Source organism: Nitratireductor aquimarinus (assembly GCF_017255295.1).
GTDB classification, from domain to species: Bacteria; Pseudomonadota; Alphaproteobacteria; order Rhizobiales; family Rhizobiaceae; genus Nitratireductor; species Nitratireductor aquimarinus.
The window spans coordinates 157,019-182,057 of sequence record NZ_JAFKDE010000005.1 but is presented as its reverse complement, the minus strand read 5'-3'; the positions used below and the strand labels follow the sequence as shown (position 1 = coordinate 182,057).

Sequence of the window (25,039 nt, the reverse complement as noted above, 5' to 3'; positions counted from 1 at the left end):
CGCACGGACATTGCCGAAAAGGAAAATATGCTCAAGTCGAATTCAAGGTTACCAAAAATGCTTCGACGGGCGTCGCGCGCGAAACGCCGGGGGGCTTTTCTGCTGGTCGCCGCTGCCGGACTGGGAGGCGCATTCCTTGCGCCCACACCGGCATTTGCGGACTTCCGTGTTTGCAACTCCACACAAAACCTCGTTGGCGTGGCCATTGGCTATCGCACCGGCTCGGGCTGGGTGAGCGAGGGTTGGTGGCGGATCGAGAAATCGAGCTGCAAAACCCTGATCGAGGGGCCCCTGGAGTCGCGCTATTACTATCTCTACGCAGAGGACGCCGCGAGCGGTGGCCGCTGGGAGGGATCGGTCCAGATGTGCGTTGCACTGACCGAGTTCAAGATAGCCGGCACCAATGATTGTTTTGCGCGGGGCTTCCAGCGTGCCGGTTTCCAGGAGTACGACACGCGTGAGCAGGAAAACTGGATGGTGGATTTGACTGACGGCCCAGCCGAAAACAACACGCTGACGAACACCGGTGCTTCCCGATGAGACGCGAGCGCAAGGTCAAGATTCTCGCAACGCTCGGTCCGTCCTCTTCCGAAGAGGAGACGATCCAGCGTTTGTTTGAAGCCGGTGCGGATGTCTTCCGCATCAATATGAGCCATGCCAGCCACGAGCTGATGCGCACCCTTGTCGGGCGCATTCGCGCAGTGGAGAAGAAGGTCGGTCATCCGATCGGCATTCTGGCCGATCTGCAGGGCCCCAAGCTGCGCGTTGGCACATTCGCCAACAAGAGCGTCGAGCTTTCCGTCGGGCAGAAATTCACGCTCGATGACAATCCCGAGCCGGGTGACGAAAAGCGGGCGCACCTTCCGCACCCCGAAATCCTGAAATCGGTGGAGCCGGGCCATCGCCTGCTGATCGACGATGGCCGTCTTCAGCTCAAGGCGCTGAAAAACGACGGCAAGTCGATCACCTGTGAAGTGGTCGCCGGCAACAAGATTTCCGATCGCAAGGGCGTCAGCCTGCCCGACACCGATCTGCCCATGGGCGCACTGACCGACAAGGACCGCAAGGATCTCGACGCGGTGCTTTCCGCCGATGTCGACTGGATCGCGCTGTCCTTCATCCAGCGTCCGGAGGATCTGGCCGAGGTGCGCAAGGTCGCGCGCGGCCGCGCCTCCCTGCTTGCCAAGATCGAGAAGCCGCAGGCCGTCAAGCGTCTGGCCGAGATCATCGAGCTGTCCGACGCGCTCATGGTGGCGCGTGGCGATCTGGGCGTGGAAATGCCGCTGGAGGCCGTTCCCGGCATCCAGAAGCAGATCACCCGCGCCTGTCGCCGTGCCGGCAAGCCGGTGGTTGTCGCCACCCAGATGCTCGAATCGATGATCTCCGCTCCCGTGCCCACCCGCGCGGAAGTCTCCGACGTCGCCACGGCGGTGTTCGAGGGCGCGGATGCGGTCATGCTTTCCGCAGAATCGGCCGCCGGTGACTATCCGGTCGAAGCCGTTTCGACCATGAGCTCCATCGCGACCAAGGTGGAGCAGGACCCGACCTATCCGACCATCATCAACGGTCAGCGCAGCGAGCCGGAGCCCACGGGCGCAGACGCCATTTCCATGGCCGCGCGCCAGATTGCCGAAACGCTCAATCTCTCGGCGATCATCTCCTACACCTCGTCGGGCACCACGGGCCTGCGCGCTGCGCGCGAGCGCCCGCAGGTGCCGATCATCGCGCTTTCCCCGGTTGTGCAGACGGCGCGCCGTCTGTCGCTCGTCTGGGGCACGCATTGTGTGGTCACCGAGGATGCGGCGGATCTGGACGACATGGTCAACCGCGCCTGCCGCATCGCGTATGAGGAAGGTTTTGCAAAGCCCGGCAACCGCGTGATTGTCACGGCCGGTGTGCCGCTGGGAACCCCCGGCGCCACCAACATGCTGCGCATTGCCTATATTGGTTCGGACGGTCTGGGCGGGATCTAAAGCAATTTCAGGAAAAGTGGGAACCGGTTTTCCGTCCGGAATTGCGTAGGAACATTGAGTTAGGGCGTTTTCGCGTTTCAACGAAAAGCGAAAATGCTCTAACCCGCTCAGCTTCTTGGCACCAAGCATACGGTCCGGCGGGGTTTCCCTGTCGGGCTTTTTTTATGCGCCGGTAGAAAAACGTAGGGGCTGTTATACGGGGCGAGGGCGCGCCACAGAGCGCGTCAGATGCCCTGACCGTCCAGCTCGTCGGAAATCTCCGCCACGGCGTTCTGTGCGCTTCTCAGCATGGGATAGACGTCCAGAACCTGCTCATAGGCCGTCAGCGCCTGCTGCTCGTGTCCCGTGGCCTGCAGAATGCGCGCCATGCCGGCCAGCGCGCCGAAATGGCGGGGCTCCAGCTCCAGCGCATGCGATATGTCCGTCATGGAGCGGGCATAGTCGTTCATCATGTAATGCACCGTCGCGCGCCGGTTCCAGCCCTCCGCATAATCGGGAAAGAGAACGGTCACCTGATCGAGAAAATCCAGCGCAACGGAGAAATCCTGCGCTTTGACGGCGTCATTCGCCCACTGCATCAGCAGGTTGGCGGTATCGCTGCCCGAATCGCTCCAGGCTTCGCCAATGCGCAGGGCAATCCGGCGTGCGACCCGTTCGTTCGTTTCTTTTTTGAGGTCGGAGAAAAGCGCGTTGAGTCGCGTCTGCCTGTCTGTCGCCGGCGCTTCAACGCCGGTCACAGGCTCATTGCCATCGGCCGCCTGAAGAGGCGGCAGACCCATCATGAAAATGGCGGCAATGGCTACAGTGAATCGGACCATGCCGCAATCATAGGCGCGGCACAGCCAAAGGAAAACTGAATTTCGCGTGAAGACCGCCCGAACAGGCGGATCAGCCCTGCCGTGCCTTGAAGCGCGGGTTGGACTTGTTGATGATGTAAATGCGTCCCTTGCGACGGACCATGCGGTTTTCGCGGTGACGGGTCTTCAGCGCTTTGAGCGAATTTTTGATCTTCATCGTTCTTGTCCGTGGTTGGCCGTTGGGCCCGAAATGAGAAGGCGCGCTGTCCCGGCGCGCCACAAGTCGATGGGCTCATAGACGACGAAGCTTGCCTGTGTCAACCTTTCGGCGGGTTGTCGAGGGTGAATCCGGCGATTCCACGTTGCAGGCAGCCCGATTTTTTGATGACCACAGCTTTATGGAGATTCATATGTCATATCGCAATTTCCGGTATCCGTTTGCAGCATTCGCATTTTTGCTCTTCGCCTCGTCCGTGCCCCTTCATGCAGATGAACTCGACTGCGACGATGCGCAGACGCAGGCCGACATGACCCAGTGCGCAGGCAAGTCCTATCAAGCCGCCGACAAGAAGCTCAATGCGCGCTATGGCGACGCCATGAAGCGTTACGAGAGCAATGAGGAAGCGCGCACGCTTCTGCGCGATGCGCAGCGCGCCTGGATCGCGTTTCGCGATGCTGAATGCGATCTGGTCACGCTCGGCGTGCGCGGCGGGTCCATCGAGCCGATGATCCGCGCCCAGTGCCTTGAAGACCTGACCGAAGACCGTTCAGATCAGCTGGAAGATCTGGTGGACTGTCAGGAAGGCGATCTCAGCTGCCTGTAAGGCGCGTGAAGTGCCCCATCTTGCGGCCGGGCCTTATGTCCGTCTTGCCATAGAGGTGGAGCATCAGATCGGGTTCTGCGAGCAGTTCCGTTGCGCGCAGAACCTCGTCACCGATCAGGTTTTCCATCACGCAGTCCGAGTGGTGCCTCGGGTCGCCCAGCGGCAGGCCCGCCACGGCGCGAATGTGCTGTTCAAACTGCGAAACCGTGCAGGCCGCCTCGGTCCAGTGTCCCGAATTGTGCACGCGCGGCGCGATCTCGTTGACCAGCACCTTGCCATTGTCGAGCACGAAGAACTCGACGCCCAGAACCCCGACATATTGCAGGGAGGTGAGAATGTCCGTGGCTGCCTGCGTGGCGGCCGCCCGCGTCTGAGGGGCGATTTCGGCCGGGACAGTAGAGCGGTGCAGAATGCCGTCGCGATGTTCGTTGTGGGCCGGCTCATAGGTGGCGATATGCCCGTCCACCGAACGCGCCGCGATCACCGAGATTTCCTGCTGGAAGGGGATCAGCGCCTCGAGGATCAGCGGAACGCCGCCCATCTCGGCAAACACGCCTTCGCAATCTGCGGCCGTGGCGTCGCGAAACACGCGCTGTCCCTTGCCGTCATAGCCCAGACGCCGGGTTTTGAGCACGCCGCTGCCGGAAAAGCCCTCAAGGCCCCGCGCCAGGTCGTCATCGCTGTCCACGGAAACGAACGGCGCCGTCGAGATGCCTGCCGCGTTCAGGAAAATCTTCTCCGCGAGGCGATCCTGCGCCGTTTCCAGCGCCTCGGGCGGCGGGAACACTGACAGCTGTTCGCTCAGCGTTGCGGCAGTCGCCACTGGCACGTTCTCGAATTCATAGGTGATGACGTCGCATTGCGCGCAGAGCCGGCGCAGGGCGCTGGCGTCGTCATAGGGCGCATGAATGAAGGCGTTGGCCACCTGTGCCGCAGGGCTGTTTTCCGCGGGGTCGAGAATGATGGTGCGGTAGCCGAGTTTCGCTGCCGCCATGGCAAGCATGCGGCCAAGCTGCCCGCCACCGAGAATCCCGATGGTTGCGCCCTGGGGAAGTGGAGCCTTCATGATCAATCTACCGGATATTCGGCCACCTGTGCCGTCTGTGCTGCGCGCCAGTCATCGAGACGGTCGGCAAGGTCTTCGTCAGAGAGCGCGAGAACCGAGGCCGAAAGAAGCGCGGCGTTGATCGCGCCGGCGCGTCCGATGGCCAGCGTTCCAACCGGCACGCCGGCGGGCATCTGTACGATGGAGAGAAGCGAATCCTGCCCCGAAAGCGCCTTGGATTCCACCGGCACGCCGAAAACGGGCAGCGGCGTCATGGCGGCCGTCATGCCCGGCAGATGGGCCGCGCCGCCGGCGCCGGCGATGATGGTCTGAAAGCCCTCGTCGCGGGCATTCCTGGCAAAGTCATAGAGACGTTCAGGCGTGCGGTGGGCGGAAACGATCCGCGCTTCATATTCCACACCCAGCGCATCCAGCGTGTCTGCGGCGTGGCGCATTGTCGCCCAGTCGGATTGGCTTCCCATGATTATCGCCACTCGGGCGGTCCGCTCAGCCATCAAGCCCCCTCGCAATCAAAAAACAGCCTGTAGTCAAAACTGTCTCTCCCCGCAACCTCGTGCGCCCGCCTGATGTCGAATTCGACAGGAAATCAGGCAATTCAGGCAAGTCACGCAATGATGTCAGGGATGATGTTGTCTTCCAGTTCCTGAAGCCGGTCCTTGAGCGCCAGCTTTTTCTTTTTCATGCGCTGAATGCGAAGCGGGTCGCAGCCCGTAGCGATCATTGCGTTGATCGCGGCGTCGAAATCCGCGTGATCCTGTTTGAGGCGGGCGAATTCGAGACGAATTTCCGCCTGTTCCTGTTCTGATGTCACCACAGTCAGCTGATCCACATATGCAAGATTCTGGCCTGAATCCGGCGGGCGGATCTGCAGCCGATCAAAGCTGTCGAGGCAGGCCCGTCAGCGGCCGCGCTTATAGCACATTTCAGCATTACAGGAAATGCTACCAGACTGTGTTCGACAAGCCACATTTCAGGTGGCACACTGTCTGGATCGCCGGTTCCCGCGGGCGGGTGAGGGGCCGGTGAGTTCTCGAGGAAACAAAGGAGAACCCAATCATGTCTCTTGAATCCCATCTTGCAGAGTTGAAGCGTAAACACGGCGAACTGGAGCGGGAGCTCGACAGCGCCAAGCTCCATCCTTCAGTCGATGAGCTCGACATTGCTCAACTCAAACGGCGCAAGCTGGCCATCAAGGACGAGATGGAAAAGATCATGGCAGGTGCGACCCGTCATTAGAGCAAACCCAGGAAAAGTGGGAACCGGTTTCCCGTCCGGAATTGCGCAAAAACAATGAATGAGAGCGTCTTGCGCTTCAATGGAAAGCGGAAGCGCTCCAGATCGCCGCGCGTCCATCCGGATGCGCAAGGGGCGGTCTGATCCATTGATGGAGCACCGGACCAATTCCAAACCGGACCAATCCGAAAGCAAATGCCGGTCAGGCGCGTTTCGCGCCTGATTCGTGATCTTGATAATGCGGCCCAATTGCGGGCCTTCAGCCTCCGTCTCGGGTCATCCGGGTGCGGGGGCTTCGTCATTCTGGAAACCGCAATCCGGCATTCGCAACATGAATGCCGATGCGCTCACCCTATACCGGGTTTCATGACGCCTATTTGACAGCGGCCTCCGCCTCGCCGTTCTCGGCATCCTCCGTGTCGCTGCGCGGGTCGAGCACCGCAGCCTGCGGCGTCACGGCGCGTTCGGAAGGCAGGGCGTTGAACGCCTCGCGCTCGTCCACCGGCACCGGGGCACGCCGCGTGATGCGCAGCAGCGCATAGCCAGCAAGGCTGAAATGGGAAAGCGCGGTGATCAGGAACAGGCTTTCCGGGCGCAGGCTTTCCATCAGCACGCCGCCAACCAGCGGGCCGAGCATGGTTCCGCCGCCATAAAGAAACAGAAGTCCGCTTGCCACTTTCACGAAGTCTTCCGGCGAAGCGTGGTCGTTCGCATGGGCGACGATGATCGAATAAAGCGTGTAGGCAAAAGCGCCATAGACCGCCGTCATCGCGATCACATAGGTGCCGTCGCGTGGTGCGGTGAGGAAAATCGTGAACCCCACAAGGCTAGCACCGAACGACAGTCCCGCGATCACGAAGCGGCGGTCGATCCGGTCCGACAGCCGGCCGGCCGGCAGCTGCAGTGCGGCCCCGGCCAGAACGGCAATACTCATCATCGTGGCAATCTGAAGCGTTGAGATGCCAATCTCGCCGCCATAGACCGCGCCCAGCGTGCCCCACGCGCCATTGGCCGTGCCCACAAGAAGGCAGCCGATAAATGCCACCGGCGAGTTCACGAAAAGCCCCTTGAGGTCGAGCGTGACCTGCGCCAGCGGCTGCGGGCTCACCGCCTTGGAAACGGCGGTGGGAATGAGCGCCATGCAGAACAGGATGCCGGTCGTCATGAACAGGAGCGTGTTCGACACATCGCCGAACGCCACCGTCATCTGTCCGGCGGTCAGCGACGCATAGGTCAGCATCATGTAGACGCCGAAAACGGTGCCCCGGTTTTCATTGGTGGACTTCTCGTTCAGCCAGCTTTCGATCACCATGAATGCGCCGGCCATGGTGAAGCCGGTGAAGATGCGCAGGATGACCCAGCCGGTCGGATCCACCCACATGCCGGTCAAAAGCGCAATGATCGCGCCCGAGGCCGCAAACGCGCCAAAGGCCCGCACATGGCCGGCGCGGCGCACGATGCGCGGCGCGATGAAGCAGCCAGCGACAAAGCCCGCTGCCCAGGCAGCGCCCAAGGCACCCAGAGAGGCCGTCGGGAAGCCTTCCATCTGCCCGCGAAGCGGCAGCAAAAGTCCATGAAGGCCCGATCCCGTGAGCAGGAATGCGGTGCCCAGAAGAAGCGCAATGATAGAGCCGAGAGGTGACAGCATGTACGGGTTCCGAAGGGGGTAGCGTTCGAATTGGCCGGTTGTCGTTCAACCGCGCCTTCGCCATCGAATCATGGCGTCAGCAAGGCCGGGGAAGAGACTGGCGGCGTCTTCGAGACACGCGTTTGACACTATGCGCGAATAACGGCGTCGCCGCCATCGCAAAACCGTCGTTCAGGGCGACGATTGCGGTATCCGAAGACCCTTTCGCGCCAGGCTAATCCCGTCGGAACAATGCCTCTGCGGCGTTCTTGGTTGCACCCTTGCTTTCAATGTCCCGTTCGAGCCGCACGATCTCCTCCTTCAGTTGCGCAATCCGTTTGTTGAGTTCCTCTACGGAGAGCAGCGACAGGTCCTCACCGATCCGGTGGCCGGCCGCCTGTTTCTTGTCGTCCTCGTCGAAAATGCCCATTGCGCGTTCTCCCATCGCCTCCATCCGCAGGGTGATGCGCTATCCTGTCAGGCGCGCCCTTGATCCGCGTGCATCACTCGCCGATTGTGTTGTCGGACGTTCTTCAAATCAACAGGGGCATGACGAATCATATGGCGCTTCCAGAGAAGATGACGGCAGTGGCGATCAGCGAGCCGGGCGAGCCGAAAGTGCTGAAGCCGGAGCAACGCGATGTGCCGAAGCCGGGCGAAGGGGAAATTCTCATCAAGGTGCGCGCCGCCGGCATCAACCGGCCCGACGTGTTTCAGCGCAAGGGGCTCTATCCGGCGCCGCCCGGCGCTTCCGATCTGCCGGGCCTCGAGGCCGCCGGTGAGGTTGTCGCGCTAGGCGAGGGGGTGAAACGCTGGCAGGTGGGCGACCGTGTCACGGCGCTGACACCCGGTGGCGGCTATGCCGAATACTGCCTGACGCATGAAACCAACGCGCTGCCGGTGCCCCATGGGTTCAGCTTCACCGAGGCTGCGGCCATCCCCGAAACCTTCTTCACCGTCTGGCACAATGTGTTCCAGCGCGGCTGCCTGAAAGAGGGCGAGACCCTGCTCGTGCATGGCGGCTCCTCCGGCATCGGCACCACCGCCATTCAGGTGGCGACAGCCCTTGGCTCGAAGGTCATCGCCACGGCGGGCTCGGCGGAAAAATGCGCCGCCTGCGCGTCGCTGGGCGCGGTGCGCACGGTCAATTACCGTGACGAGGACTTCGTCGAGGCCGTGAAGGAAGAGACAGGCGGCCATGGCGCGGATGTCATCCTCGACATGATCGGTGGTGACTATATCGAGCGCAATTACACCGCCGCGGCCATGGATGGACGCATCGTGCAGATCGCCTTCCTCAAGGGGGCGCGGGCAGAGGTCGATTTCTCGCAGATCATGCGCAAGCGCCTCAGCCACACCGGTTCCACGCTTCGGCCCCGTTCTGTCGCCTTCAAGGGCATAATCGCAACAGAGCTGGAAGCGCATGTCTGGCCGCTTCTGGCCGCCCGCCGCATCGCCCCGGTCATGGACATGACCTTCCCGCTGGCCGAGGCCTGGCGTGCGCATGAGCGCATGGAAGAGGGGGCGCATATCGGCAAAATCGTGCTGGAAGTGTCCTGATCACCGGCAAAAACGCCTTTCGCAAAAACAGGAAGGCCCCGGCGATGATGCCGGGGCCTTCAGCCCTGGGAGGCTTTGTTTGCGAGAGCAATTCCGGGAAAACTGAAGCCGGTTACCCGTCCGGAATTGCGCAACAACGATCCAGGTCAGTGGGTCGCGCTGAGCTTGCCCATATTGACGAAGATGGTCTCGCCGGACGAATCGTCCACCCCGTCATTGTCGGTCACGAAATAGGCGGTGCCGTCCGCGTCGATGGCGAAGCCCTCGATCTTGTCGACCACATAGCCATTCGTCGCGGCTTTCATCTCCGGCAGCAGGTCACGCTCCAGCGTTTTTTCCACCAGCGGCAGGTCTGCATCCAGTGCAGCCGGTGCGAAACCGTCCAGCGACACGCTGTAGAGTTTCTTGATCTTCGCCGACGAGCCGATCTGGTTGTCGCGCTCCACGATGTAGAGCTTGCCGTCATGCGCAGTGATTTCGGAAAGGCCGACCCAGCCCTTTTCCGCCGCATCCAGCGGATAGCGAACGGCAGCCCATTCCTTGGAGGCAGGCTTGTAGCTCACCAGCTTCACCTGGCCCTTCGGGTCGTCTTTCCATTCGCGCTGGATCGCCATCACCAGCATCTGGTCGTCGCCTTCGCCAACCACGGTCACGCCTTCCATGCCGAAGCGCTGCTCCACGGCGAGCAGTTCGGCGGGAAGTGCGATCTCCTGCTTGATCTCGCCCTTTGCATCGACGCGGAACAGCGCGTGCGGCGTCAGGCGGTCGGTGCGGCCTTCCGAAGCGAGCCAGAAACCACCCTTGCCATCATTGGCGATGCCTTCGAGGTCGAGCTTCTGGGCAGCCGCGCCATTGCGGGTCACGACCGTCTTTTTCGTGATCCGCGCCGGCGTCTGCGTCGCGTCGATGGTGAAGATGGCGGGCTGGTTGCCGTAGAACGAATCCGACACGGCGTAGAGCGTGCCGGGCTTTTCCGGATCAGCCACGAGGCCCGAAAGAGCGCCCCAGCCAAACGGTGCGCCGTTCTCGTCCATGGCGGATTCGATGGTCGGGTAGGCGGCCTTGCCCTCGGAAAGTTCGTAGACCATCACATGCGAGCGTGCGCCGCCGTCTTCGATCAGGTCCGCCTCATTGGCCGTCACCAGGAGGTTGCGCTCGGGAATGGCGACCAGACCCTCCGGTCCGATGCCCGACGGCAGCACCTGCACGAATTCCGGTGCGCCGCCCGTGTCGCGGTAGACCGCGATGAGCGAAGCACGCTCCAGCGCAACGAAGATGTATCGCTGATCGCCGAAGGTCGCGACTTCAAGGCCCTCGGGCTCGGTGCCCTTGGCGTCGGAGCGCTTGTCCGGGTAGTGGCCGGCGGCTGCGGCGCGGAATTCCAGATCGTTGCCGCTGTCGAACAGAACCTCGCCCGTCTTGTTGAAGATGGTGAAGCTGCGCGATCCGCCTTCATAATCGCCCTCATTGGCGGTCACGAAGCGGTCATTGTCGAGCCACTTCACGGCGTCCGGCTCGCGTTTCACATTGGCTGCCGCCTGATCGAAGTCGATTGCGCCATTGTCCAGCGTGTCGATCTGTTCGAGGTCGATGCTGCCGGCGGCGAAATGGTTCACCACCGCGCCGCTTTCAGCCGAAACCACCGCGATGTGGTTGTTTTCCTGAAGCGTGACGACAATTTCGCCCGCGTCGTTGAAATCCACGAATTCCGGCTCCGGGTCGCTCGGCGCGATGTCGGCGAGACCGGCAAGCGAGACGGTTTTCATACTGTCGCAGTCGGGCATGCCGTCGGTGAGCGTGAACACTTTGAGGTCGCCGGCAGGCATCTGCGGAATCACGCCGTCATTCAGGTCTTCATCGCGCTCATTCTCGATGGCGACGGCCAGAAAGCGTCCATCGGCGCTGATCGCGACCGAATCCGGCTGCCCGCCCAGCGCGCAGGAGGCTTCGGCGGTTTTCGCCGCCATGTCGATCACCACCAGATTGCCGGAAGGCTCGGTAAAGCTCTTCGAGGTGTTCACTGCGGCAATCGCCTTCTGGCCGACCACGCCCACGGAGGTGGGTTCGCCGTCCAGCATCACAGCGCCGCCGGCTTTCGGCGCGGCTGCATCGCTGATGTCGATGAAGCCGACGCCGCCCAGCGGGCTGTCGGAATAGATCAGTGTTTTGCCGTCCGCGCTGCGGGCGATGATTTCGGAAGAGGTCTCCGTCGCCTTGTCGGTATCGGCCGGCAGGTTCTCGGCCACTGCAAAAGTGGCGATGCGTTTGAAATTCATCTCTGCCTGAGCCGGTAAGATGACAGCCGTGCTGGCCAGCAGAGCAAGAATGATCGCGTTGCGTTGCATGTTCAAAACTCCCTCAAGTCCCGTAGGAGCGGCACAATCGGAGGGCTTGGTTTCACGCCGATGACGGATCAATGACGGTTCGGTGACGCCCCCGTTCTGGGGTGCTGCGCAATTTGTTGCGTAAGGGGGGTGTTTCAGTTTATAAAGCGGACGAAATTTCCCAACATCGGTGGTTATAACCACCGCCCGCGCTAGGGACGCGGGCGAAGGAAGAGGATTCTTGAACTATGGCCAACACGCTTCTCATGCCCAAGGCCACCGCCGTGTGGCTGGTCGACAACACGGCGCTGACGTTCGATCAGATTGCAGAGTTCTGCAAGCTGCATCCGCTTGAGGTTGGTGCCATTGCCGATGGCGACGCCGCTCAGGGCATCAAGGGCATGGACCCGGTCATGACCGGCCAGCTCACCCGCGAAGAAATCGCCATGGGCGAGCGCAATTCGAACCACAAGCTGCGGCTTTCCGAGCCGAAGGTGCGTGTGCCGGAGACCAAGCGCAAGGGGCCGCGTTACACGCCGCTCTCCAAGCGTCAGGACCGCCCCAACGCCATTCTCTGGCTGGTGCGCAATCATCCGGAGCTCAAGGACGCGCAGATTTCGCGTCTCGTCGGCACCACCAAGTCGACCATTGAGGCCATTCGCGAGCGCACCCACTGGAACTCGCCCAATCTCGTGCCGATGGACCCGGTGACGCTGGGCCTGTGCTCGCAGATCGATCTGGATCTGGAAGTGCAGCGCGCTGCCCGTTACCTGCCGCCGCAGGAGAGCACCGGCGAAACGCTTCTGCCGGCATCCGAGACCGAGCATCTGCCGCTCGGCGAGCAGGATTCGTCCTCCTCGGAAGAGAAGGAACTCGACGCAGAAGCCGTCTTCGCAAAGCTCTCGTCGATGCGTTCCACCGAAAACAATGACGATGATGAGGACGATCAGTCCTGATTCGCGATACCTGATAATCTCCCCGGATTGCCGGGGAGAAATTAGAGCAGCCTGATCTCGTATCAGGCTGTTTTCGTATCGGGTGATGGCGGCAGAACGTCCTGTTGCAGAAGAGCTTCCGGTTCAGCAGGCCTGTGCCCTGCCGATCATGGCTTCATGAATTTCCATGCGGCGGTAGAAGTCGGCAAGCTGCTTGCCGCGCTCTGGCCGGAACCCGCGCCCTGCCGGCTTGATCGCCGCAATGCGGTCGATGCGAAAGGTGCGGAAATCTCCGCGCAGCTCGCACCAGGCCACCAGCGTCCAGACCTTTCCCCAGAACCACAGGCCCAGAGGCCGCACATCGCGCTCCGATGTCCGGCCTGCCTCGTCGCGGTAGTCGAGGGCAAGCACGTCGCGCGTTTCCACCGCGCGCTCCAGCGCATCGATGGTCTGGCGGTCCATGTCGCTCACCACCCAGTGCGGGGTGTGAATTTCGGTTTTTGCAATCCGGTCGCGCTCCGGTTCCGGCAGCACGGTTCCGATCTTGATGAGCGCTTCTTCGGCGGCACGCGCCATCGCTGCGCCGCCGAAGGCGCGCACCATGCGCGCCCCGGCCACCAGGGCCACGATCTCGTCGCGGGTGAACATGAGCGGGGGGAGCTCGAACCCCTCCCGCATCAGATAGCCCACGCCCGCCTCGCCATCGATGGGAACCCCGGTCGATTGCAGGTCGGCGATATCGCGATAGATCGTGCGTTCCGAGACTTCGAGACGCTCGCTCAACAAACGCGCCGTAACCAGGCGCCCGCCCCGCAAATGCTGGACGATTTGAAAAAGTCGGTCAGCACGGCGCATGCGTTGTTCTCCTCACGCAAAAATTCCGAAGCTGTTTCCGTCGGGATCGAGACAATACACGAAACGACCGGCAGGAATAGTGACGATGGGCGACACCACTTTGCCGCCATTGTCCGTCACGCGCTTCATGGCGTCTTCAAGCGGCGCTGCGACTGCGAGATGAATGGTCGGCCCGGTGCCTTCGGGAGCCGGCTTGCCGGGGTAGATGTGCCCCGAGATGGATTCCTGCGGGTCTTTCGAGGCGAACACGGCAAACGGGTTCGGCCCGTCTTCCTGCAGCGCCAGTTCATTTTCAACGACAGCGCCATAGAAAGCGCGCGCCCGGTCCATGTCGGTGACCGGAATTTCCGCCCAGACGACAGCATGCAACGGCAAAGTGGCAGACACTTGGGTAACCCTCCATTTTCAATGCCTGCAGAATGACACAGCCCTCCTGACAACACACTGTCAGGAGGGCCGTTACGCTGCGCAGAAAAAAGGGCAGGGCATCATCGCCGACCGGTGCTGACGCCGTTTTGTCAGGAGATATCCGGCTTCACTTCCACCGTGTAGTTCAGCGGCAGGCGTCCGCCATCGGCGTAGATCGTCTGTCCCGTCACATAGCTTGCATCGTCATCGGCCAGGAAGGTTGCCACCGAGGCGATCTCGCCTGGCTCGCCGGCGCGGCCGAGCGGCGTGCGCGAGAGCATGCGGTTGCGCGCCGCCTGGTCGCTGTTCACCTTGGCCAGCATCTCGGTCATGATCGAGCCCGGCCCGATCGCGTTGACGCGAATGCCATAGGGCGCGAGCGCCAGCGCCATGACGCGGGTGAGCTGGTTCACGCCACCCTTGGAAACCGAATAGGCAATCTGCTCGGGGATCGCGAGAACGGCGTTGATCGACGACATGTTGATGATCGTGCCCGGCGCACCGCCATTCTGCACTTTCTCGACCATGAAGCGGGCCACGGCCTGTCCCGCGAGGAAGGAACCCTTCAGATTGATGTCGAGAACGCGGCTGAAATCCTCTTCGCTCAGGTCGAGAAAGTCGGACGCATGCACGATGCCGGCATTGTTGACGAGAATGTCCACGTCGCCGAAGGCGTCGATGGTTTCCGCCAGCATGTTGTGCACGTCCAGCCGCTTGCTCACATCCGCCTTCACGAAGCGCGCATCGCCCAGTTTTTCCAGATCGGAAAGCGCCTGCGCACCCTTTTCGCCATCCACATCGGCGATCACGACCTTGACGCCGTGGCGCAGAAACCGCTCGGCGATTGCATAGCCAATGCCGCTCGCGCCGCCCGTTACGATTGCTGTCTTGCCGTCCAGTGCCATGATGAATCCTTATGCCAAAAATCGGCCGGACCCTGCGCCGGGGGCACGGCAAGGTCAAGGGCAGCGCCCGTCACTTCCCGGACTTGTCCAGCGCCTCGCTGATTTCATCGAGGATCGCCGGATCGTCGATAGTGGCCGGCATCGCCCATTCCTGATGGTCGGCGATCTTCTGCATGGTGGCGCGCAGGATCTTGCCCGAGCGTGTCTTGGGCAGCCGCTTCACCGGCACCACCTTCTTGAACGCGGCAACCGGCCCGATCCGCTCGCGCACCATCGCCACCAGCTCGCGTTCCACCGTGCTCATGTCCGCACCGGCCCTGCCGTGCAGCACCACGAAGCCGCAGGGCACCTGACCCTTGAGCTGGTCGGCAATGCCGATCACCGCGCATTCGGCAACGGCGGGGTGCTCGGCCACCACTTCCTCCATGCCGCCGGTTGAAAGCCGGTGTCCCGCCACATTGATGATGTCGTCCGTGCGCGCCATGATGAAGAGATACCCGTCCTCATCCAGCATGCCGGCGTCCGCCGTCTTGTAGTAACCCGGAAACTCGCTGAGATAGGCCTCGCGAAACCGCCTGTCGTCGTTCCAAAGCGTCGGCAGTGCGCCGGGCGGCAGCGGCAGCTTCACCACCACATTGCCGAGCGTGCCCGCCGGCACGGGGTGTCCCGCATCGTCCAGAACCTGCACATCATAGCCCGGCATCGGCACGCCGGGTGAACCGTATTTCACCGGCAGCATGCCAAGCCCGACGGGGTCCTGACTGATTGGCGCACCCGTCTCCGTCTGCCACCAGTGGTCGATCACGGGAACGCCCAGCGTCTTCTCCGCCCATTTCACCGTGTCGGGGTCGGCCCGTTCACCGGCCAGAAAGAGCGTGCGGAAGCGGGAGAGGTCGTGTCCGGCCATCATCTCCGCATCCGGGTCCGCCGTGCGGATCGCGCGAAACGCCGTCGGCGCGGTAAAGAGTGCCGCCACGCCGTGTTCGGCGATCACCCGCCAGAACACGCCGGCATCGGGCGTGCCCACCGGCTTGCCCTCGAACAGAACCGTCGTGCAACCGTGTAACAGCGGCGCATAGACGATGTAGGAATGGCCCACCACCCAGCCCACATCCGACGCCGCCCAGAACGTCTCGCCCGGCTCGATGCCGAACTCGTTGAACATCGACCATTTGAGCCGCACCATGTGCCCGCCATTGTCGCGCACCACGCCCTTGGGGCGTCCCGTCGTTCCCGACGTGTAGAGAATGTACAGCGGATCGGTGGCGAGCACCGGCTCGCACGGCACGGCAAGACCGGCAGCACGCGCCGCCTGCACCATCCGCGCATAGTCATGATCGCGTCCCTGCACCAGGTCGCAGCCCTGTTCCTCGCGCTGCAGGATCAGGCAGTTCTCGGGCTTGGCGGAGGAGAGGCGGATCGCCTCGTCGAGCAGCGGCTTGTAGGGCACGATGCGGCCTGGCTCCAGCCCGCACGAGGCCGAGATGATCGCGCGCGGAGCCGCATCATCGATGCGCGCGGCAAGCTCGCGGGCGGCGAACCCGCCAAACACGACCGAATGAACGGCCCCGATGCGCGCGCAGGCCAGCATGGCGAACACCGCTTCCGGCACCATGGGCATGTAGATGACCACGCGGTCGCCCCTGCCGACGCCGAAATCCTTCAGCACGGCGGCCAGCGCCGTTACCTCGTCCTTCAGCTCGCCATAGGTGAAGCTCTTCTTGCGGCCGCTGATCGGGCTGTCATAGACGAGGGCGGGCTGGTCCTTTCGCCCGCCCTCGACATGCCGGTCCACCGCATTGAAACACGTGTTGCAGGTCGCGCCGGGGAACCAGCGTCCGTAAACGCCGGCCTCCGCGTCGAAAACCCTGTCCCAGGGGCTGTACCAGTCGATTTCGGCGGCAGCCTCCGCCCAGAAACGCTCCGGATCCTGCTGCCAGCTCCGGTAAACCTCGTGATAGCGCGACATCACCCCGCCTCCTCCCTGCGGTTTGAGCCTGATCTCGCCCGACGATAGCGGATCGTTGGCGGAAAGGTAAATCAGACTTGCGGTGAAGGCGATGGTTTTGACAGGTGGGGTCGGCAGCGGGCACAAGGGGCGATGGTTTCCCGAATCGGACCGTCATGACCAAGATCCTGCTGCTGCTCATTCTGGCGATGATGATCGTGCACATCATCCGGCCGCTCGGCCTTCCGGGCCTGAAGCGCCGCGCCGATTTCTGGAAACTCGCCCTGATCGCGCTTGGCGCGGTCTCGCTCACCATTCTTCTACGAGGCGGCGAGTAGGGCGCAGGTGATTCCCGTGAAACACTGAACTGCTCTGGAGCATTTTGCAGTCAGGTGGAATCACCTGACGTCCGCATAAATGCGGCGAAACAGGCATATGGAGCAGCGCAGCGTTTCCATGAAACGATGAACTGCTCTGAGCAGCAGCCCCGACATTCACCCCAACACCCAAAAGAAAACGGCCCGCCGACAGTCGCCGACGGGCCGTTCCAATGCGTTCTCGATACCTGCCTGATCAGGCGGCTTCGAGGCCAGGCTCCCACTTGCCGGTGGCGGCGAGGCTGTTCATCTTCGCGCGGTGGCCGAAGGCCTGCTGCGCGGCAGCGACGTTTTCCTTCTTGCCGCCCCATGCCTTCAGGCCGGCGGCCTGCAGCGCACGGCCATAGGAGAAGGTCAGCGCCCACGGCATGTCGAAGCCGGCATTCATGAGCGAGAGATGCGCCGTCGCTTCTTCGTCCGACTGGCCGCCGGAGAGGAAGGCGATGCCCGGCACGGCGGCCGGAACGGTCGACTTCAGGCAGCGCACGGTCTTCTCGGCCACTTCTTCGCGGCTCGCCTTGCGGGCGTTCTTGCCGTCGATGACCATGTTCGGCTTCAGCACCATGCCCTCAAGCGAAACGCGCGCGTCGTAAAGCTCGTCAAAGACGGTCTTCAGAACCCACTCGGTCACTTCGTAGCAGCGGTCGATGGAGTGATCGCCCGGCTTGCCGTCCATCAGCACTTCCGGCTCCACGATCGGCACGATGCCGGCTTCCTGGCAGAGAGCCGCATAGCGCGCCAGCGCCTGTGCGTTCTGCTTCACCGCGCCCCAGCGCGGCAGGTCGTTGGAGATCGAGATCACGCCGCGCCATTTGGCGAAGCGCGCGCCAAGGCCGTAATACTCGTTGAGGCGGTCACGCAGGCCGTCGAGGCCCTCGGTGATGGTTTCACCTTCAAAGCCGGCCAGCGGCTTCGCGCCGCCATCAACCTTGATGCCCGGCACTGCGCCGGAGGCCTTGATGAGATCGACCAGCGGCGTGCCGTCGGCTGCCTTCTGGCGGATCGTCTCGTCGTAGAGGATGACGCCGGAGATGCAGTTCTTCATCGCATCGTCGGCGCGGAACATCATCTCGCGATAGTCGCGACGGTTCTCTTCCGTCGACTCGAGGCCGATCGTGTCGAAGCGCTTCTTGATGGTGCCGGAGCTTTCGTCCGCTGCCAGAATCCCCTGTCCCGGGGTCACCATGGCGGCTGCAATATCCTCAAGCCGTTCGCTCATTTCAGGTCTCCTGTCTGTTCATACCCGGGCGCATAGCAGATGCGTCCGGCAAACGGAATGCGCCCTCTCAATCCCTAATCGATTGAAATGACAGACTATTCACACTTTGCTTAACGCAGGGGTGAAAAGTGGCTCCTGACCTGTGAAACGAAGCGAATTCAATCGATCTAAGCGGATTTCGAAAGCGCAACGACGCCGGGCAGCGCCTTGCCTTCCATCCATTCCAGAAACGCGCCGCCAGCAGTCGAGACGTAGGAGAATGCGTCTGCCACACCGGCATGGTTGAGCGCTGCCACCGTGTCGCCGCCACCGGCCACCGAGACGAGCAGTCCTTCGCCGGTGCGGTGTGCTGCGTGCTTTGCAGCGGCAACGGTTGCCGCATCGAACGGCTCGATCTCGAATGCGCCCAGCGGGCCGTTCCAGACCACCGTGTCGGCGCGGTCCAGCCACTCATTGACCTTCTCGACGCTCTTCGGGCCCACATCGAGGATCATGGCGTCCGCCGGAACGTTGTCGATGGCCACCACTTCGCTTTCCGCGCCGGCCTTGAATTCGCGCGCCACCACGGCGTCCACCGGCAGGATCAGCGCGCAGCCGGCTTCTGCGGCCTCGATCATGATCTGCTTGGCGGTCTTCGCCAGGTCGTGCTCGCACAGCGATTTGCCCACTTCCGTGCCGCGCGCGGCGAGGAATGTGTTTGCCATGCCGCCGCCGATCACCAGCGCGTCCACCTTCTTCACCAGGTTCATCAGGAGGTCGATCTTGGTGGAAACCTTCGCACCGCCGACAATGGCCAGCACCGGCCGCGCCGGCTGGCCAAGGCCCTTCTCAAGCGCTTCGAGCTCTGCCTGCATGGTGCGGCCCGCATAGGCCGGCAGCAGGTGAGCGAGGCCCTCGGTCGAGGCGTGGGCGCGGTGTGCAGCCGAAAAGGCGTCGTTCACATAGATGTCGCCATTCTCGGCCAGCGCCTGGGCGAATTCGGCATCGTTCTGTTCTTCGCCGGCATGAAAGCGCGTGTTCTCCAGAAGCAGAATGTCGCCATTGGCCATTTCGGCAATGGCCTCAGCCGCCGGTGCGCCAATGCAGTCCTTGGCGAAATGAACGCGGTGGTCGAGCACGCTCTCCACGGCATAGGCGATGGGCTCCAGCGAGGCAGCCGGATCGGCCTTGCCCTTCGGGCGGCCGAAATGCGCCATCAGGATGACCTTCGCGCCCTTGCCAGACAGTTCCGTGATGGTCGGCATCACGCGTTCGATGCGGGTGGTGTCGCTGACCTTGCCGTCCTTCACCGGAACGTTCAGATCGACGCGCACCAGCACGCGCTTGCCTGCAATGTCGTTGAGGTCGTCAAGGGTCTTGAAGTCCGGCATGGCGCGTCGCTGTCTCCTGTGTGGGTTCTGAAACGGTGCATCATGTCGCAACCGCCGGAACCGCTGGTGGAACGGTGGTGTAAATTCGCTGGCGACCATACAGCGCCGCGCGCCGGGCGCAAGATGGCGCAGTGATTATGAGCCGGCGTCGGGGCGGGGCTTCCTGCGGAAAATCCGGCGCATCAGGTCGCGCGGGCTGAGCAGAAGCGGCACGCGCACCTCGGGGGCCTGCGGCTCCACCGAAAGTCCGGCGGCGATGACGCGCCCATCCTCGTCCACATCGCGCACGATCAACTCGATCTCGCCAAGCGTTGCGCGGTCGCCATATTCAGCGCGCCCGCCAAGCCGCTCGCGCATCAGTTCGGCAATGGTCTTCTTCTGCTCGTCCTCGCTCAGCCCCGGCGCATAGGCCGCCTCGATGTCCGAGGCCGGGCGTTCGGGATCGACCGAGAACGCGCCGAAGAAGTCCGCATCCTCCGGGTCCATTTCCACAGGGCTTGCGAACAGCCGGTCGAGCAGGCGGGGATAGCGGTCCGGCACGAAGATGTAGACATGGTCTCCGGCGGAAAGGCGCCCCGCATACTGATAGGTCATGGAGCGCCCGTCGCGCACCACGAGCGAGGGCTTGGCCCAGCGTGGAATGCGCTGGCCGCGCTCCACCGGGCTTCCCGCCACCACGCGATAGGCCAGAAGCTCGTGACGGGCGGAGCCGGGCAGTTCCAGCTCCACCTTGTTCAGCGGCCCCATGCGCGGCGGCAGCGTCAGTCCCAGCCGGCGCGCCAGCGGTCCCACCGTCCAGCCCTGCACGATCAGCGACACCAGCACGATGATGAAGACGATGTTGAACAGCGCCCGCCCGTTCGGCAGCTCATCGATCAGCGGCGTGATCGCCAGCAGGATCGACACGGCTCCGCGCAGGCCCACCCACGAGACGAAGGCGCTCTCGGCGGGCGAGAACCGGAACGGCGCAAGGCACAGTGTCACGGCCAGCGGCCGGGCGACGAAGATCAGGAACAGGCCGATAAACAGCGCCGGCAGAATGATGTCGGCGAATTGCGACGGCGTGGCAAACAGGCCGAGCACGAGAAACATGATGATCTGCGCCAGCCAGGTCACGCCGTCCTGAAAGCGCTTCAGCATGGCGGTCGAGCGCAGTTTCGCATTGCCGGCGATCAGACCCGCCACATACACGGCGAGGAAGCCCGATCCGCCCATCGCCCCGGCCAGCGCAAACACCAGAAGCGAGAGCGCCAGCACGAAAATCGGCAGCAGCCCCTGTTCCAGCTTGAGCTTCACCACCAGCCGCACGATGCTCCAGCCGCCAACAAGCCCGGCCATCAGGCCGATGCCCATCTGTTGCAGAAAGCCGATGGCCACATCGGCGGCCAGCGTGTCCGCCTGCATCGCCTCGCCGCTGGCGATCAGCCCGACAAGCGAAAGCGTGAGAAAGATGGCGATCGGGTCGTTCGAGCCCGACTCCACTTCCAGCGTGGAGCGCACCCGCTCGCGCACGGAGATGTTGCCCACCCGCAGCAGAAAGAACACCGCCGCTGCGTCTGTCGAGGCCACGGTCGCGCCGAGCAGGAGGGATTCCAGCCAGCCAAACCCGGTCACGTAATAGGCGGCGACGCCGACCAGCCCGGCCGTCATCAAGACGCCGATTGTCGCCAGCACGAGCGCAGGGGCGGCAGCCTGTCGGAAGGCGGCCACCGATGTGCCGAAGCCCGAATCGAACAGGATCACCGCCAGCGCCAGCGAGCCGATGAAATAGGCGACGGCTGCATTGTCGAAATCGAGGCCCAGCCCGTCCGTTCCGGCGGCCAGACCAATACCGAGAAAGATGAGAAGCAGCGGTGCGCCGAAGCGAAAGGCGATCAGGCTCGAGAACGCGGCAAACAGCACAAGCGCCGTGCCCACCAGCGTTATGACGTAAATGCCCTGATCCATCCGCCTCTCTTCATCCACTTCGTCGCAAGTTGCTGTTCTTTTTCATAAAGGATGCGGCGGAAGTGAGATGCAAGGGCATGGACAAAAGAAAAACGCCCGGCGCGATGGCCGGGCGTTCTGAAAAGGCGTGAGAATGGAGTTAGATGGTCTTTCCGAACGCAACCGCCGTGTCGGCCATGCGGTTGGAGAAGCCCCATTCATTGTCGTACCAGGACATGACGCGAACCAGGTCGCCGTCGATCACCTTCGTCTGGTCGAGCGCGAAGGTAGAGGAGGCCGGGTTGTGGTTCAGGTCGATGGAGACCAGCGGCTCGTTGGTGTAGGCGAGAATGCCCTTCAGCTGGCCGTCGGCAGCCGCCACGAGCGCGTTGTTGATCTCTTCGACGGTGACCTTCTTGCTCGGTACGAACTTGAAGTCGATGACCGAGACATTCGGGGTCGGCACGCGCACGGAGACGCCGTCCAGCTTGCCATTGAGCTCCGGCAGGACGAGGCCAACGGCCTTGGCCGCGCCGGTCGAGGTCGGGATCATGGACATGGCTGCCGCGCGGGCGCGGTAGAGGTCCTTGTGCATTGTGTCGAGGGTCGGCTGGTCGCCCGTATAGGCGTGGATCGTCGTCATGAAGCCCTTCTCGATGCCGAAGGCGTCGTTCAGGACCTTGGCCACCGGAGCCAGGCAGTTGGTGGTGCAGGAAGCGTTGGAGACGATCAGGTGCTCGCTGGAGAGCTTGTCATGGTTGACGCCGTAAACGACCGTCAGGTCCGCGCCGGAGGCCGGAGCCGAAACCAGAACGCGCTTTGCGCCGGCCTGCAGGTGCAGCGAAGCCTTCTCCTTGGAGGTGAAGATGCCGGTGCACTCCATCACGATGTCAACGCCCAGCTCGCCCCACGGCAGCTTGGACGGGTCGCGCTCGGCGAACACTTTGAAGGAGTCGGAGCCGATGCTGATCGTGTCGCCGTCGACCTTCACCTCGGAAGGGAAGCGGCCATGCACGCTGTCATAGCGCAGCAGGTGAGCGTTGGTCTCGACGGGGCCGAGATCGTTGATCGCGACAATGTCGATGTCCTTGCGGCCCGACTCGTAGATCGCGCGTACGATATTGCGGCCGATGCGGCCAAATCCGTTGATGGCTACTTTGACGGTCATGAACTTCCTCCGGCAGGTGGGTGGCCGTGCGCTGGCACGGAAAGAGACGCCGCTTCATAGCGGCGCAAGAGGCAAGAATCCAGATGGCGGGGCAGGCATTCGCCCGCCCCGAACCCTGATAAGGCCGCTATCGGCCTCAATCGAGCTCTGCGAGCCGCTTCTGCGCGGCGCTGGCAGCGGCCTCGGCGGTGATGCCGAAGTGCTTGTATAGCTCCGGTGCGGGCGCGCTTGCCCCAAAGCCGGTCATGCCGATGAACACGCCGTCGGAACCGATGATCGCATCCCAGCCCTGGCGAATGCCGGCCTCGATGGCGATCTTCACCGGCGCATTGCCGGTCACGGCCTTGCGGTAGTCTTCGCTCTGCTGCTCGAACAGCTCGAAGCACGGCACCGAGACGACGCGGGCCGGGAGGCCGGCGGCATCCAGAAGCGCCTTGGCGTCCATGGCGATTTCCACTTCCGAGCCGGTGGCGAACAGCGTCACCTTGGCGTCGTCTTCCGAACCGGCCAGCTCGTATGCGCCGCGGGCGCTCAGATTGTCTGCTTCGTGGCTGGTGCGCACGGGCGTCAGGTTCTGGCGCGACAGGGCGAGCGTCGAAGGCGTCTTGCGGCTTTCAACGGCCACCTGCCAGCACTCGGCGGTCTCCACCGCATCGGCCGGACGGAACACGAAATGGTTCGGGATCGCGCGCAGCGCGGCCAGATGCTCCACCGGTTGGTGGGTCGGGCCGTCTTCGCCAAGGCCGATGGAATCATGCGTCATCACGAAGATGGAGCGGATCTGCATCAGCGAGGCCAGACGCATGGCCGGACGGGCATAGTCCGAGAACGTCATGAACGTGCCGCCATAGGGAATGATGCCGCCATGCAGCGTCATGCCGTTCATGGCCGCAGCCATCGCATGCTCGCGGATGCCGTAATGCACGTAGCGGCCGGAGAAGTCCTCGGCGCTGATCGGGCCGGTCTGGCTCGTCTTGGTGTTGTTGGAGCCGGTCAGGTCGGCGGAGCCGCCAATGGTTTCCGGCAGCACGGCGTTGATTGCTTCAAGCGCCATTTCGGAGGCCTTGCGGCTTGCCACTTTCGGCGGCTCGGCTGCAAGCTTCTCCTTGTACTCGACCATGGCCGCGTCAAAGTTCTCCGGCAGGTCGCCACGCATGCGGCGCTCGAACTCGCCGCGCGTCTCGGCGTCGGCTGCAGCAAGGCGGTCTTCCCAGGCCTTGCGGTCCTTTGCCGAATGCAGGCCGGCCAGACGCCAGTCGTCGAGAATGTCGGAGGGGATCGTGAAGGGCTCTGCGTCCCAGCCAAGCGCCTTGCGCGCGCCGGCGATCTCTTCCGCACCCAGCGGCGCGCCGTGAACCTTCGCGGTGCCCGATTTGGTCGGAGCGCCGAAACCGATGGTCGTGCGGCAGGCGATCAGGGTCGGCTTGTCGGAAGCCTTTGCGGCTTCGATCGAGGCAGCAATCGCTTCCGGGTCATGGCCGTCGCAGCGGATCGTGTTCCAGCCGGAGGCCTCGAAACGGGCGCACTGGTCGGTGGAATCGGTCAGCGAGATCTCGCCATCGATGGAGATGTTGTTGTCGTCGAACAGCACGATCAGCTTGTTGAGCTTCAGGTGGCCCGCCAGCGTCAGCGCTTCCTGGCTGATGCCTTCCATCAGGCAGCCGTCGCCGGCCAGCGCATAGGTGTAGTGGTCGACCAGATCATTGCCGAAGCGGGCGTTCAGAACGCGCTCGGCAATCGCCATGCCGACGGAGTTTGCAAAACCCTGGCCGAGCGGGCCGGTCGTCGTCTCGATGCCGGCTGCGTGGCCGAATTCCGGGTGGCCGGCCGTGCGCGAGCCGAGCTGGCGGAAATTCTTGATCTCATCGATCGTGATGTCTTCGTAGCCCAGCAGGTAGAGCAGCGAATAGAGCAGCATCGATCCATGACCGGCCGAAAGAACGAACCGGTCGCGGTCGGCCCAGTTCGGGTTTTTCGGGTCATGCTTCATGAAGCGGGTGAAAAGCACAGTGGCGATATCGGCTGCGCCCATGGGCAGTCCGGGATGGCCCGATTTGGCTTTCTCTACCGCATCCATGGAAAGGAAGCGGATCGCATTGGCCATCCGGTCGTGTTTGTCGCGTGAGATCATGATTGCTCGCTGGTCCGCATAAGGCAGTTATCGGGGCGCTGCCTGGGCAGCGCTGACCCCTTGGAAAAAGCAGGCGACACATAGCATTTGCGGCCTTGAAGTCAACAAAGGGGCCGTTTTCACCAGATTGTCTGCCGCTGGGGGAGGAGCGTTATGTATCAACCTTGTTACACCAATTTGGGGGATTAGCCGACGTGTTTTGTTGACGGGGGCTTCACCCGGCGCCTAATCTTTTGGGCGTAACTGTATAGTAACGCCAGCGATTCGCGTTCACCGTCCCGGCAGACAGCCAGTGGCGTTTGCGCGGGGGAGGCGGGCGCATCGCGCAGTTTGGCGAGAGAGAGTAAGCAAGATTGCCTGTGTCAAAACATTTTCGGACAATCCGTGCCGGCG

Annotated in this window: 24 protein-coding genes; 7 read left to right on the top strand and 17 right to left on the bottom strand. The window is 62.9% G+C overall.

What is annotated here, in order from left to right; all coding sequences use genetic code 11:
* The first annotated feature begins 27 nt into the window (after window positions 1-27).
* Both JYP46_RS10080 and pyk read left to right on the top strand, forming a co-directional pair.
* Window positions 28-540, top strand: coding sequence for a DUF1036 domain-containing protein (locus JYP46_RS10080; protein WP_113156077.1), 513 nt, complete (start codon window positions 28-30; stop codon window positions 538-540).
* The gene (pyk, locus tag JYP46_RS10075; protein WP_113153504.1) at window positions 537-1,973 is read left to right on the top strand and encodes a pyruvate kinase; all 1,437 of its coding nucleotides are present in this window, start codon (window positions 537-539) and stop codon (window positions 1,971-1,973) included. The genes JYP46_RS10080 and pyk overlap by 4 nt, the downstream gene beginning before the upstream one ends.
* 224 nt (window positions 1,974-2,197) lie before the next feature.
* On the opposite strand, the gene JYP46_RS10070 is transcribed toward pyk, so the two are convergent.
* Both JYP46_RS10070 and ykgO read right to left on the bottom strand, forming a co-directional pair.
* Window positions 2,198-2,791, bottom strand: a complete 594-nt coding sequence (locus JYP46_RS10070; RefSeq protein WP_206548025.1) for a tetratricopeptide repeat protein — start codon at window positions 2,789-2,791, stop codon at window positions 2,198-2,200.
* A 70-nt stretch (window positions 2,792-2,861) separates the two neighbouring features.
* Window positions 2,862-2,987, bottom strand: a complete 126-nt coding sequence (ykgO, locus tag JYP46_RS10065) for a type B 50S ribosomal protein L36 (RefSeq protein ID WP_007008283.1) — start codon at window positions 2,985-2,987, stop codon at window positions 2,862-2,864.
* A 193-nt stretch (window positions 2,988-3,180) separates the two neighbouring features.
* Between ykgO and JYP46_RS10060 the strand changes: the two genes are divergently transcribed.
* Window positions 3,181-3,594 carry a lysozyme inhibitor LprI family protein gene (locus tag JYP46_RS10060; RefSeq protein ID WP_206548024.1) on the top strand — a complete coding sequence of 138 codons (414 nt, stop codon included), beginning with the start codon at window positions 3,181-3,183 and terminating at the stop codon, window positions 3,592-3,594.
* Here JYP46_RS10060 and JYP46_RS10055 read toward each other — a convergent pair.
* The 3 genes from JYP46_RS10055 to JYP46_RS10045 all read right to left on the bottom strand — a co-directional run bounded on the left by JYP46_RS10055 (window position 3,581) and on the right by JYP46_RS10045 (window position 5,489).
* Window positions 3,581-4,660, bottom strand: coding sequence for a 5-(carboxyamino)imidazole ribonucleotide synthase (locus tag JYP46_RS10055; RefSeq protein ID WP_206545660.1), 1,080 nt, complete (start codon window positions 4,658-4,660; stop codon window positions 3,581-3,583). The genes JYP46_RS10060 and JYP46_RS10055 overlap by 14 nt on opposite strands.
* Before the next feature lie 2 nt (window positions 4,661-4,662).
* Window positions 4,663-5,154, bottom strand: coding sequence for a 5-(carboxyamino)imidazole ribonucleotide mutase (gene purE, locus JYP46_RS10050; protein WP_113153501.1), 492 nt, complete (start codon window positions 5,152-5,154; stop codon window positions 4,663-4,665).
* A gap of 110 nt (window positions 5,155-5,264) precedes the next feature.
* Window positions 5,265-5,489 carry a YdcH family protein gene (locus JYP46_RS10045; protein WP_222474041.1) on the bottom strand — a complete coding sequence of 75 codons (225 nt, stop codon included), beginning with the start codon at window positions 5,487-5,489 and terminating at the stop codon, window positions 5,265-5,267.
* 227 nt (window positions 5,490-5,716) lie between these two features.
* On the opposite strand from JYP46_RS10045, the gene JYP46_RS10040 reads away from it, so the two are divergent.
* The gene (locus JYP46_RS10040) at window positions 5,717-5,896 is read left to right on the top strand and encodes a YdcH family protein (RefSeq protein WP_113153500.1); all 180 of its coding nucleotides are present in this window, start codon (window positions 5,717-5,719) and stop codon (window positions 5,894-5,896) included.
* Window positions 5,897-6,266: 370 nt separating this feature from the next.
* Here the strand turns inward: JYP46_RS10040 and JYP46_RS10035 are convergent, their stop codons facing one another.
* On the bottom strand, window positions 6,267-7,541 hold the full coding sequence (locus JYP46_RS10035; protein WP_206548023.1) for an MFS transporter: 1,275 nt from the start codon (window positions 7,539-7,541) through the stop codon (window positions 6,267-6,269).
* Between the two features lie 214 nt (window positions 7,542-7,755).
* Window positions 7,756-7,950, bottom strand: a complete 195-nt coding sequence (locus tag JYP46_RS10030; RefSeq protein ID WP_113153498.1) for a DUF1192 domain-containing protein — start codon at window positions 7,948-7,950, stop codon at window positions 7,756-7,758.
* A gap of 149 nt (window positions 7,951-8,099) precedes the next feature.
* Between JYP46_RS10030 and JYP46_RS10025 the strand changes: the two genes are divergently transcribed.
* Window positions 8,100-9,080 (top strand): NAD(P)H-quinone oxidoreductase, encoded by a 981-nt coding sequence (locus JYP46_RS10025; RefSeq protein ID WP_206548111.1) that lies wholly within the window; start codon window positions 8,100-8,102, stop codon window positions 9,078-9,080.
* A 146-nt stretch (window positions 9,081-9,226) separates the two neighbouring features.
* On the opposite strand, the gene JYP46_RS10020 is transcribed toward JYP46_RS10025, so the two are convergent.
* Window positions 9,227-11,425, bottom strand: coding sequence for an esterase-like activity of phytase family protein (locus JYP46_RS10020; RefSeq protein WP_206548022.1), 2,199 nt, complete (start codon window positions 11,423-11,425; stop codon window positions 9,227-9,229).
* A 227-nt stretch (window positions 11,426-11,652) separates the two neighbouring features.
* Here JYP46_RS10020 and JYP46_RS10015 point away from each other — a divergent pair, with 227 nt between their 5' ends.
* Window positions 11,653-12,360 (top strand): DUF1013 domain-containing protein, encoded by a 708-nt coding sequence (locus JYP46_RS10015; protein ID WP_206548021.1) that lies wholly within the window; start codon window positions 11,653-11,655, stop codon window positions 12,358-12,360.
* A 123-nt stretch (window positions 12,361-12,483) separates the two neighbouring features.
* On the opposite strand, the gene JYP46_RS10010 is transcribed toward JYP46_RS10015, so the two are convergent.
* The 4 genes from JYP46_RS10010 to JYP46_RS09995 form a co-directional block, all read right to left on the bottom strand.
* Window positions 12,484-13,194 (bottom strand): helix-turn-helix transcriptional regulator, encoded by a 711-nt coding sequence (locus JYP46_RS10010; RefSeq protein ID WP_206548020.1) that lies wholly within the window; start codon window positions 13,192-13,194, stop codon window positions 12,484-12,486.
* Between the two features lie 12 nt (window positions 13,195-13,206).
* A complete protein-coding gene (locus JYP46_RS10005) occupies window positions 13,207-13,581 on the bottom strand; it encodes a VOC family protein (RefSeq protein ID WP_113153495.1) in 375 nt (124 codons plus the stop codon).
* A 131-nt stretch (window positions 13,582-13,712) separates the two neighbouring features.
* Window positions 13,713-14,507, bottom strand: coding sequence for an SDR family NAD(P)-dependent oxidoreductase (locus JYP46_RS10000; RefSeq protein ID WP_113153494.1), 795 nt, complete (start codon window positions 14,505-14,507; stop codon window positions 13,713-13,715).
* A gap of 70 nt (window positions 14,508-14,577) precedes the next feature.
* The gene (locus JYP46_RS09995) at window positions 14,578-16,479 is read right to left on the bottom strand and encodes an AMP-binding protein (protein ID WP_206548019.1); all 1,902 of its coding nucleotides are present in this window, start codon (window positions 16,477-16,479) and stop codon (window positions 14,578-14,580) included.
* Between the two features lie 152 nt (window positions 16,480-16,631).
* Here JYP46_RS09995 and JYP46_RS09990 point away from each other — a divergent pair, with 152 nt between their 5' ends.
* Window positions 16,632-16,793 (top strand): hypothetical protein, encoded by a 162-nt coding sequence (locus tag JYP46_RS09990; RefSeq protein ID WP_204360853.1) that lies wholly within the window; start codon window positions 16,632-16,634, stop codon window positions 16,791-16,793.
* Between the two features lie 235 nt (window positions 16,794-17,028).
* On the opposite strand, the gene JYP46_RS09985 is transcribed toward JYP46_RS09990, so the two are convergent.
* The 5 genes from JYP46_RS09985 to tkt all read right to left on the bottom strand — a co-directional run bounded on the left by JYP46_RS09985 (window position 17,029) and on the right by tkt (window position 24,646).
* On the bottom strand, window positions 17,029-18,051 hold the full coding sequence (locus tag JYP46_RS09985; protein ID WP_113153493.1) for a class I fructose-bisphosphate aldolase: 1,023 nt from the start codon (window positions 18,049-18,051) through the stop codon (window positions 17,029-17,031).
* Window positions 18,052-18,218: 167 nt separating this feature from the next.
* Window positions 18,219-19,421, bottom strand: a complete 1,203-nt coding sequence (locus JYP46_RS09980) for a phosphoglycerate kinase (protein ID WP_206548018.1) — start codon at window positions 19,419-19,421, stop codon at window positions 18,219-18,221.
* Between the two features lie 135 nt (window positions 19,422-19,556).
* Window positions 19,557-21,368 carry a potassium/proton antiporter gene (locus tag JYP46_RS09975; protein WP_113153491.1) on the bottom strand — a complete coding sequence of 604 codons (1,812 nt, stop codon included), beginning with the start codon at window positions 21,366-21,368 and terminating at the stop codon, window positions 19,557-19,559.
* Window positions 21,369-21,507: 139 nt separating this feature from the next.
* Window positions 21,508-22,515, bottom strand: a complete 1,008-nt coding sequence (gap, locus tag JYP46_RS09970; protein ID WP_113153490.1) for a type I glyceraldehyde-3-phosphate dehydrogenase — start codon at window positions 22,513-22,515, stop codon at window positions 21,508-21,510.
* A gap of 136 nt (window positions 22,516-22,651) precedes the next feature.
* Window positions 22,652-24,646 carry a transketolase gene (tkt, locus tag JYP46_RS09965; protein WP_206548017.1) on the bottom strand — a complete coding sequence of 665 codons (1,995 nt, stop codon included), beginning with the start codon at window positions 24,644-24,646 and terminating at the stop codon, window positions 22,652-22,654.
* Window positions 24,647-25,039: the final 393 nt, after the last annotated feature.

Excerpts from the sequence above, each read along its gene's own strand:
- JYP46_RS10080 (WP_113156077.1), top strand. The coding sequence starts at position 28 with ATGCTCAAGTCGAATTCAAGGTTACCAAAAATGCTTCGACGGGCGTCG.
- pyk (WP_113153504.1), top strand. The coding sequence starts at position 537 with ATGAGACGCGAGCGCAAGGTCAAGATTCTCGCAACGCTCGGTCCGTCC.
- JYP46_RS10070 (WP_206548025.1), bottom strand. The coding sequence starts at position 2,791 with ATGGTCCGATTCACTGTAGCCATTGCCGCCATTTTCATGATGGGTCTG.
- ykgO (WP_007008283.1), bottom strand. The coding sequence starts at position 2,987 with ATGAAGATCAAAAATTCGCTCAAAGCGCTGAAGACCCGTCACCGCGAA.
- JYP46_RS10060 (WP_206548024.1), top strand. The coding sequence starts at position 3,181 with ATGTCATATCGCAATTTCCGGTATCCGTTTGCAGCATTCGCATTTTTG.
- JYP46_RS10055 (WP_206545660.1), bottom strand. The coding sequence starts at position 4,660 with ATGAAGGCTCCACTTCCCCAGGGCGCAACCATCGGGATTCTCGGTGGC.
- purE (WP_113153501.1), bottom strand. The coding sequence starts at position 5,154 with ATGGCTGAGCGGACCGCCCGAGTGGCGATAATCATGGGAAGCCAATCC.
- JYP46_RS10040 (WP_113153500.1), top strand. The coding sequence starts at position 5,717 with ATGTCTCTTGAATCCCATCTTGCAGAGTTGAAGCGTAAACACGGCGAA.
- JYP46_RS10035 (WP_206548023.1), bottom strand. The coding sequence starts at position 7,541 with ATGCTGTCACCTCTCGGCTCTATCATTGCGCTTCTTCTGGGCACCGCA.
- JYP46_RS10030 (WP_113153498.1), bottom strand. The coding sequence starts at position 7,950 with ATGGGCATTTTCGACGAGGACGACAAGAAACAGGCGGCCGGCCACCGG.
- JYP46_RS10025 (WP_206548111.1), top strand. The coding sequence starts at position 8,100 with ATGACGGCAGTGGCGATCAGCGAGCCGGGCGAGCCGAAAGTGCTGAAG.
- JYP46_RS10020 (WP_206548022.1), bottom strand. The coding sequence starts at position 11,425 with ATGCAACGCAACGCGATCATTCTTGCTCTGCTGGCCAGCACGGCTGTC.
- JYP46_RS10015 (WP_206548021.1), top strand. The coding sequence starts at position 11,653 with ATGGCCAACACGCTTCTCATGCCCAAGGCCACCGCCGTGTGGCTGGTC.
- JYP46_RS10010 (WP_206548020.1), bottom strand. The coding sequence starts at position 13,194 with ATGCGCCGTGCTGACCGACTTTTTCAAATCGTCCAGCATTTGCGGGGC.
- JYP46_RS10000 (WP_113153494.1), bottom strand. The coding sequence starts at position 14,507 with ATGGCACTGGACGGCAAGACAGCAATCGTAACGGGCGGCGCGAGCGGC.
- JYP46_RS09990 (WP_204360853.1), top strand. The coding sequence starts at position 16,632 with ATGACCAAGATCCTGCTGCTGCTCATTCTGGCGATGATGATCGTGCAC.
- JYP46_RS09985 (WP_113153493.1), bottom strand. The coding sequence starts at position 18,051 with ATGAGCGAACGGCTTGAGGATATTGCAGCCGCCATGGTGACCCCGGGA.
- JYP46_RS09980 (WP_206548018.1), bottom strand. The coding sequence starts at position 19,421 with ATGCCGGACTTCAAGACCCTTGACGACCTCAACGACATTGCAGGCAAG.
- JYP46_RS09975 (WP_113153491.1), bottom strand. The coding sequence starts at position 21,368 with ATGGATCAGGGCATTTACGTCATAACGCTGGTGGGCACGGCGCTTGTG.
- gap (WP_113153490.1), bottom strand. The coding sequence starts at position 22,515 with ATGACCGTCAAAGTAGCCATCAACGGATTTGGCCGCATCGGCCGCAAT.
- tkt (WP_206548017.1), bottom strand. The coding sequence starts at position 24,646 with ATGATCTCACGCGACAAACACGACCGGATGGCCAATGCGATCCGCTTC.